We start from the raw sequence: 19,605 nt of genomic DNA on the forward strand, positions 1-19,605 counted from the left end.
CTGCCTACACATAGCGTCCGGCACGTGAACACTCTTGTCCGGCCGGCGGGGACAGACCGCAGGCCCCGTCTCTCGTTGTGGCTGCTGCGTGTGGTGGCCACGGTGCACCTCGTGATGGTGCTGGCACAGCCCGTGCTCGCGGGCATGTTCCTCACCGGGAACGTCGACGCGATCACCATGCACGGCCTCATCGGGTCCGTCCTGGCCGCGGTCTCGCTCGCCCTGATCGGGACGACCCTCCTCTACGTGCTGCGCCGCGGCAGGCTGTGGGTGCTGCCGGTGATGGTGGCGCTGTTCCTCGCCGTCGGGTTCCAGATCGGGCTGGGGCACTCCCGCTCGCTCGGCGCGCACATCCCCCTCGGCGTCGCGATCGTGACGGCCTCGGTGCTGATCGCCGTCTGGGTGTGGTCCCCGTCCGCCGCCCGCCCGCGCGGGGGTGCGCGGTGAGGCGGCGGTCGTTCCTCGGGCTGCTGTCCGGCGTCGCCGCGGGCGCGGCCCTCGCCGGGTGCGGGCTGTCGGGCACCGGGCAGACCGGTGAACGGCTCGTCAGCACGGCACGGCTGCCGAAGCCGTTCCGCGTGCCGCTGCCGGTACCGCCGGTGGCCCGGCCCGTCGGCACCGACCTGTACCGGATCACCCAGCGCATGGCGGAGATGGAGATCCTGCCGGGCCTGCGCACCCCGATCCTGGGCTACGACGGGATCTTCCCCGGCCCCACGATCGAGACCCGGCGGGGCAGGCCGGTGACCGTCCGGCACCGCAACGAGCTGACCGTGCCCACGGTCGTGCACCTGCACGGCGGGCACACCCCGCACGAACACGACGGGTGGCCGCTGGACCTGGTGCTGCCGGTCGGTGACCGTCGCGAGTGGACCGGCCACCACGGCACCGGCGACACCAGCGACGGCGAGCGGGACTACCGCTACCCCATGAACCAGCGCGCGGCCACGCTCTGGTACCACGACCACCGCATGGACTTCACCGGCCCGGCCGTGTACCGCGGGCTGGCGGGCTTCCACCTGGTCCGCGACGACGAGGAGGACGCGCTCCCCCTGCCACGCGGCGACCGTGAGCTGCCGCTGATGATCTGCGACCGGTCGTTCGACGAGGACGGTGCGTTCGCGTATCCGGGACTGGACCAGGAGATGCGGTCGGTCGCCGGGGTGCGGGACGAGTGGATGGAAGGCGTGCTGGGCGACGTGGTCCTGGTCAACGGCGCGCCGTGGCCGGAGCACGAGGTCGACGCGGCCCGCTACCGGCTGCGCCTGCTCAACGCCTCCAACGCCCGCAGGTACCGGCTCGCGCTGACCGTCCCGACCGGACCGGACCTGCCACTGACGCAGATCGGCTCCGACGGCGGCCTGCTCGAGAAACCCGTGCCGCACCAGGCGATCGAGATCGCGCCCGGCGAACGGTTCGACGTGGTCGTGGACTTCTCACGGGTGCCGGTGGGCACGAAGGTCACCATGGTCAACGGCCTGGGCAGCGGCGGCACGGCGGACGTCATGCGGTTCCACGTCGTCCGCCGTGCCCGCGACGACAGCCGCGTCCCCGACCGGCTCGCGGAGGTCGAGCCGCTGGTCCCGCCCACCGGGGCACGGACGCGCACGTTCCAGTTCAGCCGGGGCAGCACCGGCGACCACCGCGGCTGGACCATCAACGGCCGGTCCTTCGCGCCCGGCGACTCACTGGCCGACACCCGGCTGGGCGAGGTGGAGATCTGGCGGCTGGTCACCGACGTGCACCACCCCGTGCACGTCCACCTCGACCCGTTCCAGGTGCTGCGCCGCGACGGCAAGCCGCCGGGCGCACTGGACGTCGGCTGGAAGGACACAGTGGACATCCAGCCCGCGGAGGTGGTCGACATCGCGGTCCGCTTCACCGACTACACCGGCCGTTTCGTCATGCACTGCCACAACCTGGAACACGAGGACATGGCGATGATGGCGACGGTGCGGACGGTGTGAGTCAGGCCGCGGCGGACGACTCCCCGGGGGCGGCGAGCCACGTGCTGATCCGCCGGGCGGCGGTCATGCTCGACCATGCCGCCAGCTCGACGAGCGTGTCGTCGCCGGGTGCGGTCCGCCGGTAGTCCTCGACCAGGCTGTCGTCGAGCTGGAAGCTCGACAACGCGATCACCAGCGCGAGTCGCCCCGCGGGCCGGTCCTCCGAAGGGAGACCGGCCACCTCGTCCTCCACCCACGACCGGCTCAGCCCCGGCGGACGGCCGTCCCACGTGGACAGCCGGGCGCGGACGACGCCACGCACGTTCGGCGGCACCGACCGGGCCCCGGCCGCGTCGACCGCCGCGTAGGCGCGGGCGAACGCGTCGGCGACGACCGGGTTCCCCCGCGCCCACGCGAGCTCGTCCGGCACCGGCACGGCGGGCAGCAGGTCCACCGACGTGCCCGGTGCGGCACCGTCCGGCCCCGGCCGCAGCACGCCGCCGAGCACCTGCCGTGCCTTGGGTTTCGCCGACTCCGGCACGTGTGACGGGAACGGCGACTCGCTCAGGAACACGTTCACCATGCGGTTGTAGTGGTGGAACGCCACCGCCACCCCGACCAGCTCCGCGGCCTGCGGGGCCGGGAACGGTGCGGGCACCGGACCCGTGGCCGACGCACGGGCCCACTCCTCGTAGCCGGTCCGGTCACCGGCGTCCGGGATGGCGGCGAGCGTCATCCCGTGGACGTCGGCGCAGTACGGGCACGCGTTCGCCAACGAGACGCCGGTGGCCACCGCCTCCTTGGCGGCACGGTCGGCGACCCCTTGTGCCAGCAGGGTTTCCCGCAGCACCATCCACGCCGCGGCGAGCGTGTCCGGTGCCGCGGAGTGCAGTGCGACCGGTGGTGCGAGCATCTTGAAGTCCCGCTCCACCTGCCGGTACACCTCGGCCACCAGTCCCGTGGCGTGCCTGCGCTTGACGACCCGCACGTGGCGGGTGTCGTTCAGCGACCGGCGCACCGCGAACCGGACGAGCTTCGCAACCATCCGGCGCTCCTCAGGTCGACGGGGTCGCGCGGGCCAGCACGGCACCCACCACGAAGTCCGGGTACTTCTCGGCGATCGCGTCCACGTCGGGCAGGATCGTCACCTCGTCGAGACCGGCCGCCTCGAACGTGGCCCGCCACGCCGCCGGCGTGAGGAAGCCGTGCGTCGGGCGCTTCACCGGGTCGGTGGCGACGTCGGTGAAGCTGTCGAGGAAGTCGAAGATGATCTCGGCGTGGATGGGCCGCGCCAGCTTCGTCGGCCGCACGCACTCCGACACCACGACCGTGCCGCCTGGCTTGAGCGCCCGGACCGCCTCGCCGATGACGAAGTCGAGTTCGGGTGCCACGTGGAAGCAGTTCACCGAGTAGACCGCGTCGAACGTGCCCGGCTCGACGCCCTGTTCCTCCCACGGCAGGGTCATGTCCAGCCGTGCCGTCTCCACGACCGTCGACGGTGCCGCCGCGGCCCGCGCCGCCTTGTCCCCGTGGCGCGCGAAGGTCTCCGCCACCTCGGTGAACCGGTAGCGGGTGACGGCGGGGCCGAGCTTGCGCAGCGCGTACTCCGCGGCGCTCCCGCACCCGCCGCCGATCTCCAGGATCTCGAACGGACCGCCGTCCTCGGGCACGAGCCGGGACAACGCCTCCGCGCCGACGGTGTTGTTGATGGCGTACAGCGGGTTGTCGTTGTGGAAGTACTTCAGCCACAGCGGCAGCTTGTCCGGCGCGAACAGGATCTCGTCGCCCGTCGCCTCGCCGGAGAAGAACCGCTTCGCCTCGTCGACGAGCGTGCGCAGAATGTCCGCGGCGACCGCCGCGCCCGGTTCACGGGACGCCAGCTCCGCCGCCACCGCGGCGAAGTCGTCCGGGCGGGCGGGGCCGGGATAGTACTTGCCGTTCTCCCGTTCGAGGATCCCGGAGTCCGACAGCCGTTCGTAGAGGAAGGTCAGCGGGATGGTGCGGCGCCACGGGATCGACAGCTGTCGTTTGGCGAGCTGGACGGAGGTTCCCGCGTTCGTCGGCAGTGCGCCGATCGAGTCCAGGATGCCGTGCGCGGTCGCGTCCACGAGCCGCGCGAACGTGTCGTTCGCCGCCAGGAAGCGGTACGGGAACAGCTCTCGGACCCGCTCGTCGGCGATGGCGGCACGCAGTTCTGCGAACTCCGCCGCCTTGGGGTGATCGAGGTTGGACATGGCGTTCACCGACTTTCGGAAACGATCAGGCCGCGCGGCGGGCCGGAGTGGACCAGTCGCGGACGAACATGGGGAGGCCGCCGCCGAGCCGCAGCGACATCATCGGCTCGGGTTTGACCCGGAAACCGGGCACTCGCGCGAGCTCCAGGTCACGCATCAGCGTGGAGATGATGAAGGTGGCCTCCATCATCCCGAGGTGGTTGCCGACGCAGAACCGGGGTCCGGCGCCGAACGGGATGTGCGCGTAACGGGGCCGCTTCACCGGGGTGTCCGGGTCGAACCGCTCCGGGTCGAAGCTGTCCGGCTCCGGCCAGTACCTCGGGTGCCGGTGCAGGGTGTACGGACAGATCAGGACCTCGGCGCCGGCGGGCACGTGGTAGCCGCCGACCTCGTCCTCGGCGACGGCGCGGCGCGGCAGGATCCACACGGGAGGGTGCAGCCGCATCGCCTCCTGCAGCACCATGTGCGTGTACCGGAGCCGGGTCAGGTCCTCGTAGGCCGGACGACGGTCGCCGTAGACGGCCACCGCCTCCTCGTGCAGCCGGGCCCGGACCTCCGGGTGCTTGCTGACGAGGTCAAGGGTCCACCCGACCGTGCTCGCCGTCGTCTCGTGCCCGGCGAGCAGCAGCGTCACCAGCTCGTCGCGCATGCGGCGGTCGGCGACCCGCTTGTCGTCCTCCTTGGCGGTGGACGCGATGAGCCGGGTCAGCACGTCGTCGCCCGCCGAGGACGGGTTGGCCTTCCGGTACTCCACGAGGATGCCGACGACCTCCTGGAGGTGGGACCGCGCGGAACGAAACGCCCGCTGCCCCTTCAGCGGCAGCCACCTCGGCACCAGCCCGAGCGTCTCCATCTCGAACATGGCCTGGTCCTGCACGGCCTCGAAGGAGTGCCCGACCCCGTCGTACGCACCGAGGTCGATGTCCAGCAGGGTGGCACCGAGCACGCCGAGGGTCAGTGCGGTGACCTCGGTCAGCACGTCGGCGGGCGCGTCCGCGCCCGTGTGGGCGCGCAGCCGGTCGACCAGGCCGAGCGCCTCGTCGATGATCACGTCCGCCTGCGCGGCGATGCGCTTGTGCTGGAACACCGGCTGGATGGCGCGCCGCTGTTCCTTCCACAGCGCGCCCTCGCTGGTCAGCAGCCCGTCGCCGAGCGCGCGTTTGGCCTCCGTGTAGCCGATGCCCTTGTGGTAGTTGGCCGCGTTGTCGGCGAGCACGTGCTTCGCGTGGTCCGGGTGGTTGAAGATGTAGAGCGTCTTCGGTCCGATCGCCACCCGTACCGCGTCGCCGTACTCCCGGACCGCCTCGCCCATCAGGCCGAGGCGGTCCGCACGGAGTTTGCGGAGGATCCCCAGGGCCGCCCGCCGGGGCGGCCCTGGGGGTACGCGGCCACCGCTCGCGGTCATGCCGCCGCCGGGCGGGCCGCCGGCCCGCCGTCATCGGCGACCGCCGCGAGCGGCGGGGCCGCCTTCTGCTTCTCGGCCTCGGCCTTCTGCGCGGCCGCCTTGTTCACGAAGTGCAGGCTCCACAGGAACATGCCGCGGATCAGGCACACGATCGCCGTGGCGAGGAACAGGCCGTAGGCGATGTGCATGACCATGAACAGGCCGTAGAAGAGCGCGACGCCCGCGCCGAACGCGAACTGCGCGCCCGGCCTGGACGGCGTGGTGCCCGGGTCGGTCACCATGTAGTTGGTGTAGAGGATGAAGGCGACACCGGTCATGACCGCCAGCGCGCCGGGGATGGCCGTGTCGAACAGGATGCCGCGCAGGATCGCCTGGAGCGCGAAGAAGCTCAGCCAGCCGGCGATCAGCCACATCCGTTCGGTCAGCTTCGCGTTCAGCATCGTGCCGGTGATGATGATGATTCCCGGCAGGATCCAGCTGCCCCAGTCGTTCAGGCCCTCGGTGAAGTGGTACGGCGGTGCGATGCTGCCCCACGGGAACAGCACGAGCACCATGAGGATCCCGAAGTTGGAGGGGTTCATGTAGTGCTTCAGCTTGCCGCGCACCGGAGCGCGCAGGATCCACTTCGCCGCCACCGCCAGGGTGACCGCGAACATCATCACCCAGATCCGGTCGTTGACGTAGATCAGCATGTTCAGCGCGATGCTGGTGATGTGGGCGGGGAACAGGAACTCCATCAGTCCCTTGAACCCGTTGCCCGCGTACCGGGGCTCGCGGCCCTCGACCCGGGCGCCGATCTTCTCCAGCACCAGCTCGACCGTGTAGCCGGTGGCGATGGCGACGAACGGCCAGATCCACGGCTGCTCGAACCCGAGGAAGATGTAACCGGCGATGTTGAAGAGCGTGATCGAGATGGCGAACCTGCGCAGCGCGGTGATGTGCTTGGGTTCACGCAGCTTCGGCGGCTCACCCGAGGGCGGGTTCCCGCCACCTGGCTTCGCTTCCTGGACGACCATTTCCGTCACTCCTCCTCGGCCGTGTCGCCGAGCACGAACTGGTGCTTGCCCTGGCTCAGCTGGAACTCCTGCTTGTGGGTCTCGCCCTGGCGGTCACGCCACTCGAGCCACACCGTCACGGGCCCACGCGCGTCACCGAGTCCGATGTGGACCTCGGTGCTGCGCTTGCCGCCGTGGCCGCTGCCGCCGTCGACGCGCTGGACGTACTTCTTGCCGTCCGCCGTGGTGACCGTGACCTGGGCACCGGTGGCGGGCGAGCCCGCGACGGGCGCGTCCCCGACGACCTCGGCCTGCTCGTGGACGAGCTCCAGGTTCAGGTAGCCACCCGGGTCCGGCGCCTCGTTGTGGTAGTACACCGGCTCGCCGTACTGGCGGGCCACCGCGAAGTCGAGCCGCCCGTCGCCGTCCGCGTCACCGGTGGCGATGCCGCGGGTCGGGATCGGCACGGCGAGCCCCAGCTCGGGCGCCAGGTCGACGTAGCGGCCGTCCTCACCCTTGGCGAAGAACCGCAGCGTCTCACTGCCGGCGATGTCGTCGCCCGCGTTGGCGTTGGGCCAGAAGAACGGGTTGGACACGAGCGCGTCGTTGGCCATCGCCAGCTCCTGCAGCTGCGGCCACCGGTTCGTCGAGCCACGGATGAACCCGTTGGTCACGGCGATGTCCAGCTCACCCCGGTTGGCGAAGTCGGCGAGCTTGTTGTCCCACGACCAGCCGGACCACGCCGTGCCGTTCTGCCCGCTGACGTCGGTGAACGGCGCCTCGCCGTCCCGCAGCTGCGCCCGCAGGTCGGCCTTGTCCTTGGCCTGGTTGACGTAGTGGAAGTTGCTCTCGACGATGCCCCACGTGACGGTCAGGTTCGACACGAACGCGTCGTACAGGCCGTCGTGGTTGGTGTCGCCGAAGTCGACGCCCATGCCCTTGAACGAGTCCTCGCCGATCCGCTTCGACTTCGGTGTGCCGGGGGTGCGGGTCGTCTCGACGTTGCTGAAGCTCGGCTTGCCCGGCTTGGACCGGTTGTACAGCAACCGGTCCTGGCCGAAGTCGTTGGCGATGTACAGCTCCGGCAGCAGGTCGCCGTCGAGGTCGTTGGCGCTGACCGCGAGCGTCCAGCCGTGGCGGGCCTCCTCTGGCAGCGCGTCCTCCGGCGCCGCGGCGAGGTCGACGGTCGGGTCCGCGCCCGCCGTGGCACCCTTGTTCAGCAGGATGTGCTTGCCGCCGCCGTTCTGCGCGTGCGACAGGGAGTGGTTCATCTCCACCCCCCCGTCCTTGCTCGCGTCGAGGATCGGGCTGTCGGGGAAGTAGTTGCCGACGAACACGTCGTCGTGGCCGTCACCGTCGAAGTCCGCGACGGTCGCCGCGTTGGAGTTCCACTGTGGACCGTCGTACTTCCCGTCGCCGTCGGCGTTGTCGCCGGGCACGGCCTCGGCCGCGACGAACGCGGCCGCCGAGAACCCGTCGTGGTCGGCGGTCTGCAGGTGGATCACCGGGGTCCGGCCCCACATGTAGATCAGCAGGTCCAGTCTGCCGTCCTCGTTCAGGTCGGCGGGCACACAGCCCATCGGCGCCATCACGTCGTTGACGGGCAACGGGTCCGGCGTCAGCTCGAACGGCTGGTACCGGTCACCGCGTGCGTCCGGCACCGGCGTGACGATCACCTGGTCGGTGCGCGGGTCCACCACGCACAGGTCGTTGGGCAGGCCGTCGCCGTCCAGGTCGTTCATCGCGACCGCGGCGCCCACCGAGGACATCCACGCGTCGATGTGCTTGTACGCCTGGTTGACCTGGCGGATCGACTGCTGCTTGTCCGACGCGGGCAGCGCGACGCTGTGCTCGGCGAACGCGTAGTCGTCCGCCATCGCGTTCCTGGTGTCCGCCGAGCTCTGCGGCAGCGTGACCACGAAGTAGAAAGCGACGACGACCACGAGCGCGATGACACCGGTGAGCTGCCTGCGCAGCATGCCGAATACCCGGGTCATGTGTTCACACCTCCAAGGGAAACGAATGCGTCGGCGATCCGCTGCCGCCAGACCTCGTACGCCGGCTTGTCGCCGGCCGCCTGGTGTTCGGGGCGGAGCTCGTCGGCGAGCCGTGCCGCCTCCTGTGGGGTGGTGCCGCAGAGCACCTGGGTGGCGAGTTCGGAGTGGGCCGGGACGATGCCGGCGCGCACCCGTGCGTTCGCGGCGAACGCGCTGCCCTGCGCGAGGTTGCCGCGGTAGTCACCGGCACGGGTCGCTAGGGTCCGCAGCTCCTGCTCCGCCGTGGCCGGGTCGGCACCGCCGCCCGCGTAGGTGGCCGCGAGGCCGACGCCCGCCCACAGGTCCGGGCGCCGCCGCTCCGGGAACGTGTCGAGCAGGTCGGCGACCAGGACCGGGTCGGTGCCGCGGACGAACCACGACGCGCGCCCGATGCCCTGGTCGATGGCGTTGTTCGCGTAGTACCCGTGCGGGCCGCCGGGCCAGGGGAAGTCCGGGTTCTGGTACTTGCCGTCGATGTAGCGGGCGGTGTGGAAGTACGCCTGGTGGAAGCCGTAGCCGTCGAGCACCAGCGGCACCAGCACCGGGTCCAGGGCGGACGGCTTCGGCCAGCGGAACCGCGGCAGCCGTGCCATCGCCCAGCCGATCCCGACGTAGGCGAGGTATTTGTACGTCTCGCCCTTCTCGGTCTCGAAGAACCGGCGCGCGTTGTCCGACCGGCCGAAGGGCAGGCCGTCGAGCATCGCGAGGCCCATGCCCGCGCCCTCGTAGGCGAAGCCGCGCAGCCAGCCCGGCAGCTGCTCGATCCGCGCCTCCGCGTCGGCGGGCGTGCGTGCCTCCACGGCGTGGGCGTAACCGGTGAGAAATGTCTTGCCGACGGTCTCCAGTCGTTCCTGCGCGGCAGGAGATTTCTTGTGGAAGCCGCGCTTGTCGAGACTCGTCTCGACGACGTTGGGTGTGAGAAGGCGCCGCCGCAGCGCCCGCCATGAACTGCTCAAGTGCCATCCCCTAACCATCAGCAAAACGATGCCGTGATTTCTCTGTCAACCAGAGTCGGGCGCGCTGTCGGCACCGCGCATCTCCGCCGATGCGCTGTCACGCTTTTCCGGCACTCGTGGACGGCACACGAGGAGATGGCAGGCAGCACACCACTTTGGCAACCTTGACAAGGCATATGAACGCGTGTCGAGGACTGTCGCCGAACTCGGCTTCATTGCCGCGTGTGCGGCGCGGCGCAATTTTTCGCGCCGATTCGGGTCGAGTGGTCGTCGAGAATAGGCGGTACAGGTTGAGCACCGAGCGGATCGCGATCGTTGGCATCGGACTTCGTTACCCCGACGCCTCCAGTACGGAAGATCTCTGGGAGAACGTCCTGGCCGGGCGCCGCGCCTTCCGCAGGCTGCCCGACCAGCGGATGAACCAGGCTGACTACTATTCGCCGGACCAGAAAGCACCGGATCGCTTCTATTCCAAGAAGGCGGCGGTGCTGCGGGACTTCGAGTTCGACCGGCTCAAGTACAAGGTGGCGGGCAGCACCTACCGGTCGACCGACCTCACGCACTGGCTCGCGCTGGACGTCGCCGCGACGGCACTGGCCGACGCGGGCTTCCCGGAGGCGGAGGGGCTGCCCCGCCAGTCCACGGGTGTGGTCTTCGGCAACAGCCTCACCGGCGAGTTCTCCAGGGCGAACCTCATGCGGCTGCGCTGGCCGTACGTGCGGCGCACGCTCGCCGCGGCGCTGGCCGCCAAGGGCTGGGACGACGACGAGACCAGCGCGTTCCTCCGTGACCTGGAACCGGTGTACAAGGCGCCGTTCCCGGCGATCGACGAGGACACCCTCGCGGGCGGGCTCGCGAACACCATCGCGGGCCGCATCTGCAACTACTTCGACCTCGGCGGCGGTGGCTACACCGTGGACGGCGCGTGCTCGTCCTCGCTGATCTCCATCGCGACCGCGGCCAAGGCGCTGACCGGCGGCGACCTCGACGTCTGCCTCGCCGGTGGCGTCGACCTGTCGATCGACCCGTTCGAGGTGATCGGGTTCGCGAAGACCGGGGCGCTGGCGTCGGGCGAGATGAAGGTCTACGACGCCGACTCCAACGGCTTCTGGCCCGGTGAGGGCTCCGGCGTGGTCGTGCTGATGCGCGAGGAGGACGCGATCGCCCGCGGTCTGCGGATCTACGCGTCGATCACCGGCTGGGGCATGTCGTCGGACGGCAAGGGCGGCATCACCCGCCCGGAGGCCGCCGGCCACCGGCTCGCGATCAGCCGCGCCTACACGCGTGCGGGCTACGGCGTGGAGACCGTCGGCTACTTCGAGGGCCACGGGACCGGCACCGCGCTCGGCGACGCCACCGAGTTGGAGGCGATCGGCTCGGCCCGCCGCAACTCCGACCCGCAGGCTCCCGCCGCCGCGATCAGCTCGCTGAAGGGCAACATCGGCCACACCAAGGCCGCGGCGGGCGTCGGCGGCCTGATCAAGGCCGCGCTGGCGGTGCACCACCAGGTGATCCCGCCGGGCACCGGGCACTACGACCCGCACCCGAAGCTGACCGGCGAGGACCCGGCGTTGTACGTGCCGAGCTCCCCGGAGCTGTGGCCCACCGACGCTCCCGTCCGCGCGGGTGTGTCCGCGATGGGCTTCGGTGGCATCAACACCCACATCGCGCTGGAGCAGGCACCGGGCACGAAGCGGCGCACCGCGCTGCCCGCCGAGGCCGGGACGCTGCACAGCGGGCGGCAGGACGCCGAGCTGCTGCTGTTCGACGCCGTCGACCACGCCGCGCTGCGCGAGCGGGTCGCGGACCTTGCCGACGTGGTGGCCAAGGTGTCGTTCGCCGAGGTCGCCGACCTGGCGGCGGAACTGTCCGGGCAGCTGTCCGGCGGTCCGGTCCGCGCCGCGGTCGTGACCACCAGCCCGGAGGACGCCGTCGCGAAGCTGGAGCGGCTGGTCGCGGCGATCGACGACGGCGAGGAGAAGCTGGCCACCGCGGACGGGGTGTACCTGGACCAGGGGACCACCGCGCCGAAGATCGCCTACCTGTTCCCCGGCCAGGGTTCCGGGCGGGGCGCCATCGGCGCGATCCGCCGCCGGTTCCCCGCCGCGGAGGACGTGTTCGCGACGGCGGGCGTGCCCGTCGGCGGCGACCAGGTCGCGACCCAGGTGGCGCAGCCACGCATCGTCGCCGGGTCCGTCGCCGCGCTGCGGGTGCTGCGCACGCTCGGCGTCGACGCGGACGTCGCGGTCGGGCACAGCCTCGGCGAGCTGACCGCCCTGTCGTGGGCGGGCGCGCTGTCCGACGAGGACGTGCTGCGGCTGGCAAAGGCACGCGGCGAGGTCATGGCCAACGCGAGCCAGGGCGGCGGCGCGATGGCGGGACTCGCCACCACGCCCGCCAAGGCCGAGGAGCTGTTCGGCGACGACCCGGTGGTCATCGCCGGGTACAACGGGCCGAAGCAGACGGTCATCGCCGGTGACGCCGGCGCGGTGGACCGCGTGTGCGAGCGGGCCAGGGCCGCGGGCATCACCGCGAACCGGCTGAACGTCTCGCACGCCTTCCACTCGCCCCTGGTCGAGCCCGCGTCCATCGCGATGACCGAACGGCTGGCCGAGTTCGACTTCACCCCGCCCTCCCGCGCGGTGGCGTCGACGGTGACGGGCGACCTGCTGGACCCAGCGACCGACCTGCGCGTGCTGCTGCGCGACCAGGTGCTGTTCCCGGTGCGGTTCCACGAGGCGGCCGCCAAGGCCGCCGAGGGCGCGGACCTCGCGGTGGAGGTCGGGCCGGGCCGGGTGCTCGCCGGCCTGCTGCGCGACATCGCACCCGGCACGCCGGTGCTGTCGGTCGACACCGACAACGCCTCGCTCACCCCGCTGCTGTCGGTGGTCGGCGCCGCGTTCGCGCTCGGCGCGAAGGTCGACACCGCCGCGCTGTTCACCGACCGGGTCGTGCGCCCGCTGCCGCTGGACGGCGGGTTCACGTTCCTGGCGAGCCCGTGCGAGGCGGCACCGGACCTGTCGGTCGGGATCAGCGAGTTCGGCGCCCTGGAGGCATCCCCGGTCTCAGCCTCGGCCGAGCAGTCCGAGCAGTCCGACGGCGACGGCCCGTCCACGCTGGACCTGCTGCGCAAGCTCGCCGCCGAGCGCGTCGAGCTGCCGCTGGAGACCGTCACCGCGGCCACCCACCCGCTGGACGACCTGCACCTCAGCTCGATCACGGTCGGCCAGCTCGTCAACGACGTCACCCGCCAGCTCGGCCTGCCGACGCTGGAGGCGACGACCAACTTCGCGACCGTCACGCTCGGCGAGCTGGCCGAGCTGATCGACGAGATGGGCGCGTCCGCCGACGGCTCGGAGTCGGGCGGCGGCAACGAGGTGGCCGGGGTCGGCCAGTGGGTGCGGCCGTTCTCGGTCGACTACGTGCCCGCGAGGACGCCGAGGGTCGACGTCGGCACCGGCCCGGCGGGCTCCTGGGAGGTGTACGCCCCTGCGGGTCACCCGCTCGCCGAGCGGCTGCGGGTCGCGATCGAGGAGGCGGGCATCGGCGACGGTGTGCTGCTGGTCCTGCCGGACAGCGGTGAGCAGCACGTCGACCTGATCCTGGCGGCGGGCAAGGCGGCCGTCGCCGCGGCGCCCGGCACCCGGTTCGTGGCCGTGCAGAACCGCTACGGCGCGTCCGGCCTGGTCAGGACCGCGTTCCTGGAGGCGGCCGAGGCCCCGACGACCATCGTGTCGCTGCCCGACCTCGCCCCGTCGACGGCCGCCGAGATCGACGACGCGGTGCGCCGTGTGATCACCGAGGCCGCCGCGACGACGACGTTCAGCGAGGTCCGCTACACCGAGGAGGGGCAGCGGACGACGCCGGTGCTGACCGTGCTCCAGCCGCCCGCCGAGGAGGTCGCCGGCACGCCGCTGGACAGCTCCGACGTGCTGCTGGTCACCGGCGGCGCCAAGGGCATCACCGCGGAGTGCGCGCTGGTCATGGCGCTGGACTCGGGTGCGAAGCTCGCGCTCGTCGGCCGGGACGCCCCCGCCGACGACGAGGAGATCTCGGCCAACCTGGCCAGGATGACCGCGGCCGGGGTGGTGTGCCAGTACGAGCGGGCCGACGTGACCGACCCCGAGCAGGTCGCCGCGGCCGTCGCCCGGTTCACCGAAGGCCTCGGCCCGGTCACGGCGGTCATGCACGGCGCGGGCCGCAACGAGCCGTCGGCGCTGAGCAACCTCTCCGAGGAGCGGTTCCACCAGACGCTCGCCGTCAAGATCGCGGGCCTGCGCGCGGTGCTCGACGCGGTGGACCAGAACCGGATCAAGCTCCTGGTCACGTTCGGCAGCATCATCGGCCGGGCCGGGCTGCGCGGTGAGGCGCACTACTCGACCGCCAACGACTGGATGTCCGAGCTGACCGCGGACTTCCAGCGTGCGCACCCGAACGCGCGGGCGCTGGCGATGGAGTGGTCGGTCTGGTCCGGCGCGGGCATGGGCGAGCGGCTCGGTGTCGTCGAGCAGCTGGTGCGCGGCGGCATCACGCCGATCTCCGTCGAGGAAGGCCTGAAGGTGCTGCGCCAGGTGCTCGCCGACCCGTCGGCCGGTCCGGTGCTGACCATCACCGGCCGCATGGGCGGACTGCCGACCCTGCCGCTGGACACGAGCCGGGAGCTGCCGCTGACCAGGTTCGTCGACCGGGTGCTCGTGAACTACCCGGACGTCGAGCTGGTCACCGAGGTGGAGCTGTCGGCGGGCAGCGACCCGTACCTGTCCGACCACCTGCTGGACGGCGACCTGCTGTTCCCCGCGGTGGTGGGCATGGAGGCGATGGCCCAGGTCGCGACGGCCGTGCTCGGCAGGACCGGCGCGCCGCTGCTTTCGGACGTCGAGTTCCTGCGCCCGATCGTGGTCCGGCCGGGCACCACGACCGCCGTGCGGCTCGCGGCGCTGGTCCGTGACACCGAGACGGTGACCGTGGCCATCCGCGCCGAGGACACCGGGTTCAGCGCCGACCACTTCCGTGCGACGCTGCGGCTGCCGCAACCGGGCGTGCCGGACACGGGGGTCTCGCGGACGGCGACCGCGCTGCCGCTGGTGCCGGTCGACCCGATCACCGAGCTCTACGGCGGCGTGATGTTCCAGGGCAAGCGGTTCCAGCGGGTGCTCGGCTACCGGCGGGCGAACGCCCGGCACGCGGTGGCCGAGCTGGGGACGACCACCCCGGCGCCGTGGTTCGCCGCCTACCTGCCGCAGGAGCAGGTGTTGGCCGACCCCGGCACCCGCGACGCGGTGATGCACGCGCTCCAGTGCTGTGTGCCGGACGCGACGCTGCTGCCGCAGGGCGTCGACCGGCTGTACCTCGCCGAGCCCGCCGACCAGCACGTCGAGTACGTGGTGCTGGACGCCCGCGAGCGGTCGCAGGACGGCGACAGCTACGTCTACGACATCGACGTGCTCGAACCGCGCGGCCGGGTGGTCGAACGCTGGGAAGGGCTGACGCTGCGTGCCGTGCGGCAGAAGGACAGCTCGGGACCGTGGGTGTCCGCGATGCTCTCCGGCTACCTGGAGCGGGCGCTCGAGCGGACCATCGGCGGCAGCCGGTCGGTGGTCGTGGAGCCCGACCCGGAGCCGGGCACGCCGTCGGACCGGCGGGCGCAGACCCAGCTGGCCGCGAGCCGTGCGCTCGGCCGCGAGGTGACCGTGCGGTACCGGCCGGACGGCAAGCCCGAGGTGGACGGCGCCTCGATCTCGGCGTCCCACGGTGCCGGCGTGAGCCTGGTGGTGACCGGGGCCGGCCGTCTCGGTTGCGACGTGGAGACGGTGGTGAACCGCACCGAGGAGGACTGGACCGGCCTGCTCGGTGAGGACCTGTGCCGGGTCCGCGACCTGGTGGTCGCGGAGGCCGGCGAGGAAGCAGACACAGCGGGCACGCGGCTCTGGTCCGCGCTGGAGTGCCTGCGCAAAACGGGTACGACGACGCGGGACCTCACGATCGACCGGGTCTCGGCGGACGGCTGGATCGTGCTGTCCACCGGGGATGCCCGGATCGCCACGTGGGTGACCACCCTCAACGACCTGCCCGACCCGGTCGTGTTCGCCGTGCTGTCCGGAGAGAGGTGAGTGAGCGAGATGGCTGGGTATTACGAGATCCGGCACCGGGTGGGCTTCGAGGAGACCAACTTCGTCGGCAACGTGTACTACGTGCACTACCTGCGCTGGCAGGGCCACTGCAGGGAGCAGTTCCTGCAGGAGAAGGCGCCGGAGGTGATGGCGGAGATCATGAACGACGACCTGAAGCTGTTCACGCTGAAGGCCGACTGCGAGTTCTTCGCCGAGATCGCCGCCTTCGACGAGCTGAGCGTGCGGATGCGGCTGGACGAGCTGACGCAGACGCAGGTCGAGTTCGCGTTCGACTACGTGCGGATCAAGGACGGCACGGAGGGACTGATCGCGAGGGGGCGGCAGCGGATCGCGTGCATGCGCGGCCCCAACAACGACACGGTTCCGACGCGGGTGCCCGCGCAGCTGCGTGAGGCACTGGCCCCCTACACCGCCGCACACGTCACCATCTAACGCTCCCACCGGGCGGTCACCGGCTCGACACGGGCTCGCCGCCCCGGCCCGACGGCCGGGGCGGCGAGTTCCGGGTTACCACTCCTGATCACGGGCCGCCCGATATTTCCACTCAGTGCAGACAATTCGTCACGAATGGTGCGGCAATCGGCGCCACGGATTCCGGCCGAATTCGAGCACCGCCCTCCCTGCCATTTAGCACCGACGCGCGAGAATCGCCGACCGGTGTGAGACACTCCCTTGGATGGCCTGGTCGGACGGACCAAGCTTCTGCTCACGGGAGCCGGAGCGGACCAGGGAAGGGTGTGCCGATGCTGGGGGCGTGATGTGCTCGCACTGCGACTGCTAGGCCCCCTGACGCTGTCCGTCGACCAGGACGAGCTCGACCTCGGGGGCGCCCGGCAACGGGTGGTCATCGCGATGCTGGCGCTCAACGCCAACCGGGTCGTGCCGGTCGAGGCGCTCATCGACGCGGTCTGGGACACCTCGCCGCCGAACACCGCACGCGCGCAGATCCAGATCTGCGTGTCCGGGCTGCGCAGGGTGCTGTCCGGTGCGGGCGAAGAGCTACAGATCCGCACCCGCGCACCCGGCTACCTGCTGGAGATCGGTGCGGACGTCCTCGACGTCGCCCGGTTCAACAACCTCGTGACCGCCGCGCGCACGCACGTCGAGGCCAATCGGCTCTCCGAGGCCGTCGCCACGCTGCGCAGCGCGTTGTCGCTGTGGCGCGGGCCCGCGCTCGCGGGCATGAACTCCGAACCGCTGCGCAGGAACGCGGCCCAGCTCGAGGACACCAGGGTCACCGCGATCATGGAACGGATCCGCCTCGACCTCGCGCTCGGCAGGCACGAGGAGATCGTCGGGGAGCTGTTCGCGCTGGTCAAGGAGCATCCGCTGCGGGAGCGGCTGTACGAGTACCTGATGCTCGCGCTGTACCGGTCGGGACGCCAGGCCGAGGCGCTCGAGGTGTGCAGGCGGGGCCGCGCCACGCTCAAGGAGGAGCTCGGCATCGAGCTCGGCGAGAGCACGCGGCGCCTGGAAACCGCGATCCTCAACCGCGACCCGAAGCTCGACATCGCGATCAGCGGCGGCCCGGTGCCGAGCGGCATGCCTGTGACGGCCCCGGCCGAACCGCAGTCGGTGGTCCCGCGCAGGCTGCCCGCGACGATCGCGGACTTCACCGGCAGGCAGGCGCAGCTGGCCGAGATCAAGCGTGCGCTCGGCGACGACGGGCAACGCTCGCGGACCGAGAACTACGGCATGCGCATCGTCTCGATCTCCGGCAAGGGCGGTGTCGGCAAGTCCACGCTCGCGCTGCGTGTCGCGCACGAGCTGCGTGACGCCTACCCCGACGGCCACCTCTACGGCGACCTGGAGTCCACCGTCGACGACGACCGGGTGCGCGGCGTGCTCGCCAGGTTCCTGCGAGCGCTCGGCGTCGACGGCAAGGCGATACCCGACGACGACGAGGAGCGCGGCGACCTCTACCGCAGCCGCGTCGCCAACAAGAAGGTGCTGGTCGTGCTCGACGGCGCGACCGACGAGGGCCAGGTCATGCCGCTGTTGCCGGCCGGGCCGGGGTGCGCGGTGATCGTGACCAGCAGGGCGCGGCTGTCCGGGCTGCCCGGTGCGCGCCAGATCGACATCGACGTGTTCGACGTCGAGCACTCGCTGCAGCTGCTCGCCACGATCGTCGGCGAGGACCGGCTGAACGCCGAACCGGAGGCGGGCCGCGAGCTCGTCGAACTGTGCGGTGGTCTCCCCCTCGCGATCAGGATCGCGGGCGCCCGGCTCGCCTCGCGGGCGCACTGGCGCATCGACCTGCTGGTCAACCGGCTGCGCGACAACGTCCGCAGGCTCGACGAGCTGTCCTTCCGCGGCCTGGTGCTGCGCTCCAACATGAGCCAGAGCTACCAGGCGCTCTCCCCCGTCGGCCAGCGCCTGTTCCGCCGGTTCGCGCTGGTCACCATGCCCGACTTCCCCGGCTGGGTCGCCGCCGCGCTGCTCGACATCGACCCGTTCGACGCCGTCGAGGTGGTGGAGAGCCTGGTCGACGCGCAGCTGCTGGACACCGTGCAGTACCCGGGCGAGCGGCTGCGCTACCGGTTCCACGACCTCATCCGCGTCTACGCGAACGAACAGCTCGACACCGCGGAGACCGCCACCGAGCGCGCCGCCACCGTCGAGCGGCTGGTCGGCGCGTGGCTGGCACGGGCCGAGCGCGCGCACCGCAAGGAGTACGGCGGCGACTACACGATCATCCACGGCACCGCGCCCCGCTGGTCGGGCGTGGCGGAGCTGGAGGAGATCGAGGAGATGGGCAACCAGATCGAGTGGCTGGAAACGGAGCGCCGCTCGCTCGTGTCGACCGTCCACCTGGCCGCCGACCACGGGATGGCGGAGGCGTGCTGGGACCTCGCGCTCACCTCGGTGACGTTGTTCTCGGTGAAGGGCCACTTCGACGACTGGCGGGAGACCACCGAACGGGCGCTCGCCGCGGCAGAGGCGGCGGGCAACCAGCGCGGCCGCGCCGCGATGCTGTACTCGCTCGGCACGATGTACCTGTTCCACACCCGGCTCACCGAGGCCGAACGGTGCTACTCCGCCGCGCTCGAGGTCTTCGAGGAACTGGGTGACGACCACGGCCGCGCACTCGTGCTGCGCAACGGCGCCACCGCCGACCGGCTGCGCAACCGGGACGCGGCGACGCTGGCGAAGTTCGAGGCGGCGTTGGAGCTGATGCGCGCGGTCGGCGACCGGGTCGGTGAGGCCCACGTGCTGCAGAGCCTGGCGAAGGTGGCGATCGACGGACAGGACGCCGACCGCGCGCACGAACTGTTGCAGGAAGCTCTCGACGGTTATCGCGGGGTGGGTTACCTGCGCGGCGAGGCGCAGGCACTGAACTGGTTCGCGGAGTTGCACCTGCTCGTCAACCAGGTGGAGCAGGCGCACCAGGCGCTGAACCGGGTGCTCCTGATCGTGCGCGACATCGGCGACCGCATCGGCGAAGCACACGCGTTGTACCGGCTCGGGGTGGTGCGGCAACGATCGGGGCGGTTGGACAGCGCGGAGACCACCCTCCAGCACGCGCTGTCGCTCGCACAGCAGATCGGTGAGCACGTGGTCGCCGGGATGACCCACTACACGCTGGCGGAGATCGCGCTGACGCGCGGTCACGTGGCCGCGGCCGCCGACCACGTCGAGGCCGCGCACGCGCTGTTCACCGAGCTCGACTCGACGGTCTGGCGGGCCAAGGCCCTCGTTCTCCGGGCCGACATCCACCAGGGCCGCGGCGCGGACGACCTGGCAGCTGGTGCACTCGACGAGGCCATCGAGTTGCTCGGCACGGTCGACTCGGCCGAGGCGGTCAGGTTGCGTCAGGAACTGACGCGGAACCGCAGGAACACGATCAACCGGTGACGCCGCGGGCTGGCGGCGGGACAGTCCCCCGCCGCTCGGCGCGGTCC

General features: G+C 71.4%; 11 protein-coding genes. 5 read left to right on the top strand and 6 right to left on the bottom strand.

Annotation, left to right across the window (positions count from 1 at the left end):
- Nucleotides 1–24: 24 nt before the first annotated feature.
- Together ACIBVP_RS27170 and ACIBVP_RS27175 are read left to right on the top strand one after the other, a co-directional pair.
- A complete protein-coding gene (locus ACIBVP_RS27170; protein WP_396109171.1) occupies nucleotides 25–447 on the top strand; it encodes a hypothetical protein in 423 nt (140 codons plus the stop codon).
- On the top strand, nucleotides 444–1,967 hold the full coding sequence (locus ACIBVP_RS27175; protein ID WP_396109172.1) for a multicopper oxidase family protein: 1,524 nt from the start codon (nucleotides 444–446) through the stop codon (nucleotides 1,965–1,967). The genes ACIBVP_RS27170 and ACIBVP_RS27175 overlap by 4 nt, the downstream gene beginning before the upstream one ends.
- A gap of 1 nt (nucleotide 1,968) precedes the next feature.
- Here ACIBVP_RS27175 and ACIBVP_RS27180 read toward each other — a convergent pair whose 3' ends face one another.
- The 6 genes from ACIBVP_RS27180 to ACIBVP_RS27205 are packed head-to-tail and all read right to left on the bottom strand — an operon-like array spanning nucleotide 1,969 to nucleotide 9,572.
- Nucleotides 1,969–2,991 (bottom strand): carboxymuconolactone decarboxylase family protein, encoded by a 1,023-nt coding sequence (locus tag ACIBVP_RS27180; RefSeq protein ID WP_396109173.1) that lies wholly within the window; start codon nucleotides 2,989–2,991, stop codon nucleotides 1,969–1,971.
- A 10-nt stretch (nucleotides 2,992–3,001) separates the two neighbouring features.
- Entirely contained in the window at nucleotides 3,002–4,180 is a 1,179-nt protein-coding gene (locus ACIBVP_RS27185; protein ID WP_396109174.1) for a methyltransferase, read from the bottom strand.
- A 25-nt stretch (nucleotides 4,181–4,205) separates the two neighbouring features.
- Nucleotides 4,206–5,585 carry a cytochrome P450 gene (locus ACIBVP_RS27190; RefSeq protein WP_396109175.1) on the bottom strand — a complete coding sequence of 460 codons (1,380 nt, stop codon included), beginning with the start codon at nucleotides 5,583–5,585 and terminating at the stop codon, nucleotides 4,206–4,208.
- Entirely contained in the window at nucleotides 5,582–6,601 is a 1,020-nt protein-coding gene (locus ACIBVP_RS27195) for an enediyne biosynthesis protein (protein WP_396109176.1), read from the bottom strand. The genes ACIBVP_RS27190 and ACIBVP_RS27195 overlap by 4 nt, the downstream gene beginning before the upstream one ends.
- Before the next feature lie 5 nt (nucleotides 6,602–6,606).
- Nucleotides 6,607–8,577 carry a CRTAC1 family protein gene (locus ACIBVP_RS27200; protein WP_396109177.1) on the bottom strand — a complete coding sequence of 657 codons (1,971 nt, stop codon included), beginning with the start codon at nucleotides 8,575–8,577 and terminating at the stop codon, nucleotides 6,607–6,609.
- The gene (locus ACIBVP_RS27205) at nucleotides 8,574–9,572 is read right to left on the bottom strand and encodes a DUF1702 family protein (protein WP_396109178.1); all 999 of its coding nucleotides are present in this window, start codon (nucleotides 9,570–9,572) and stop codon (nucleotides 8,574–8,576) included. The genes ACIBVP_RS27200 and ACIBVP_RS27205 overlap by 4 nt, the downstream gene beginning before the upstream one ends.
- A 290-nt stretch (nucleotides 9,573–9,862) precedes the next feature.
- Here ACIBVP_RS27205 and ACIBVP_RS27210 point away from each other — a divergent pair, with 290 nt between their 5' ends.
- The 3 genes from ACIBVP_RS27210 to ACIBVP_RS27220 all read left to right on the top strand — a co-directional run bounded on the left by ACIBVP_RS27210 (nucleotide 9,863) and on the right by ACIBVP_RS27220 (nucleotide 19,558).
- Nucleotides 9,863–15,682, top strand: a complete 5,820-nt coding sequence (locus ACIBVP_RS27210) for a type I polyketide synthase (protein ID WP_396109179.1) — start codon at nucleotides 9,863–9,865, stop codon at nucleotides 15,680–15,682.
- Nucleotides 15,683–15,691: 9 nt separating this feature from the next.
- Nucleotides 15,692–16,135: an acyl-CoA thioesterase gene (locus tag ACIBVP_RS27215; RefSeq protein ID WP_396109180.1), complete on the top strand. Its 444-nt coding sequence runs from the start codon at nucleotides 15,692–15,694 to the stop codon at nucleotides 16,133–16,135.
- A 327-nt stretch (nucleotides 16,136–16,462) separates the two neighbouring features.
- On the top strand, nucleotides 16,463–19,558 hold the full coding sequence (locus ACIBVP_RS27220) for a BTAD domain-containing putative transcriptional regulator (RefSeq protein ID WP_396109181.1): 3,096 nt from the start codon (nucleotides 16,463–16,465) through the stop codon (nucleotides 19,556–19,558).
- Nucleotides 19,559–19,605 lie beyond the last annotated feature (47 nt).

This window comes from Actinophytocola sp. NPDC049390 (genome assembly GCF_044466355.1).
Lineage (GTDB): Bacteria > Actinomycetota > Actinomycetes > Mycobacteriales > Pseudonocardiaceae > Actinophytocola.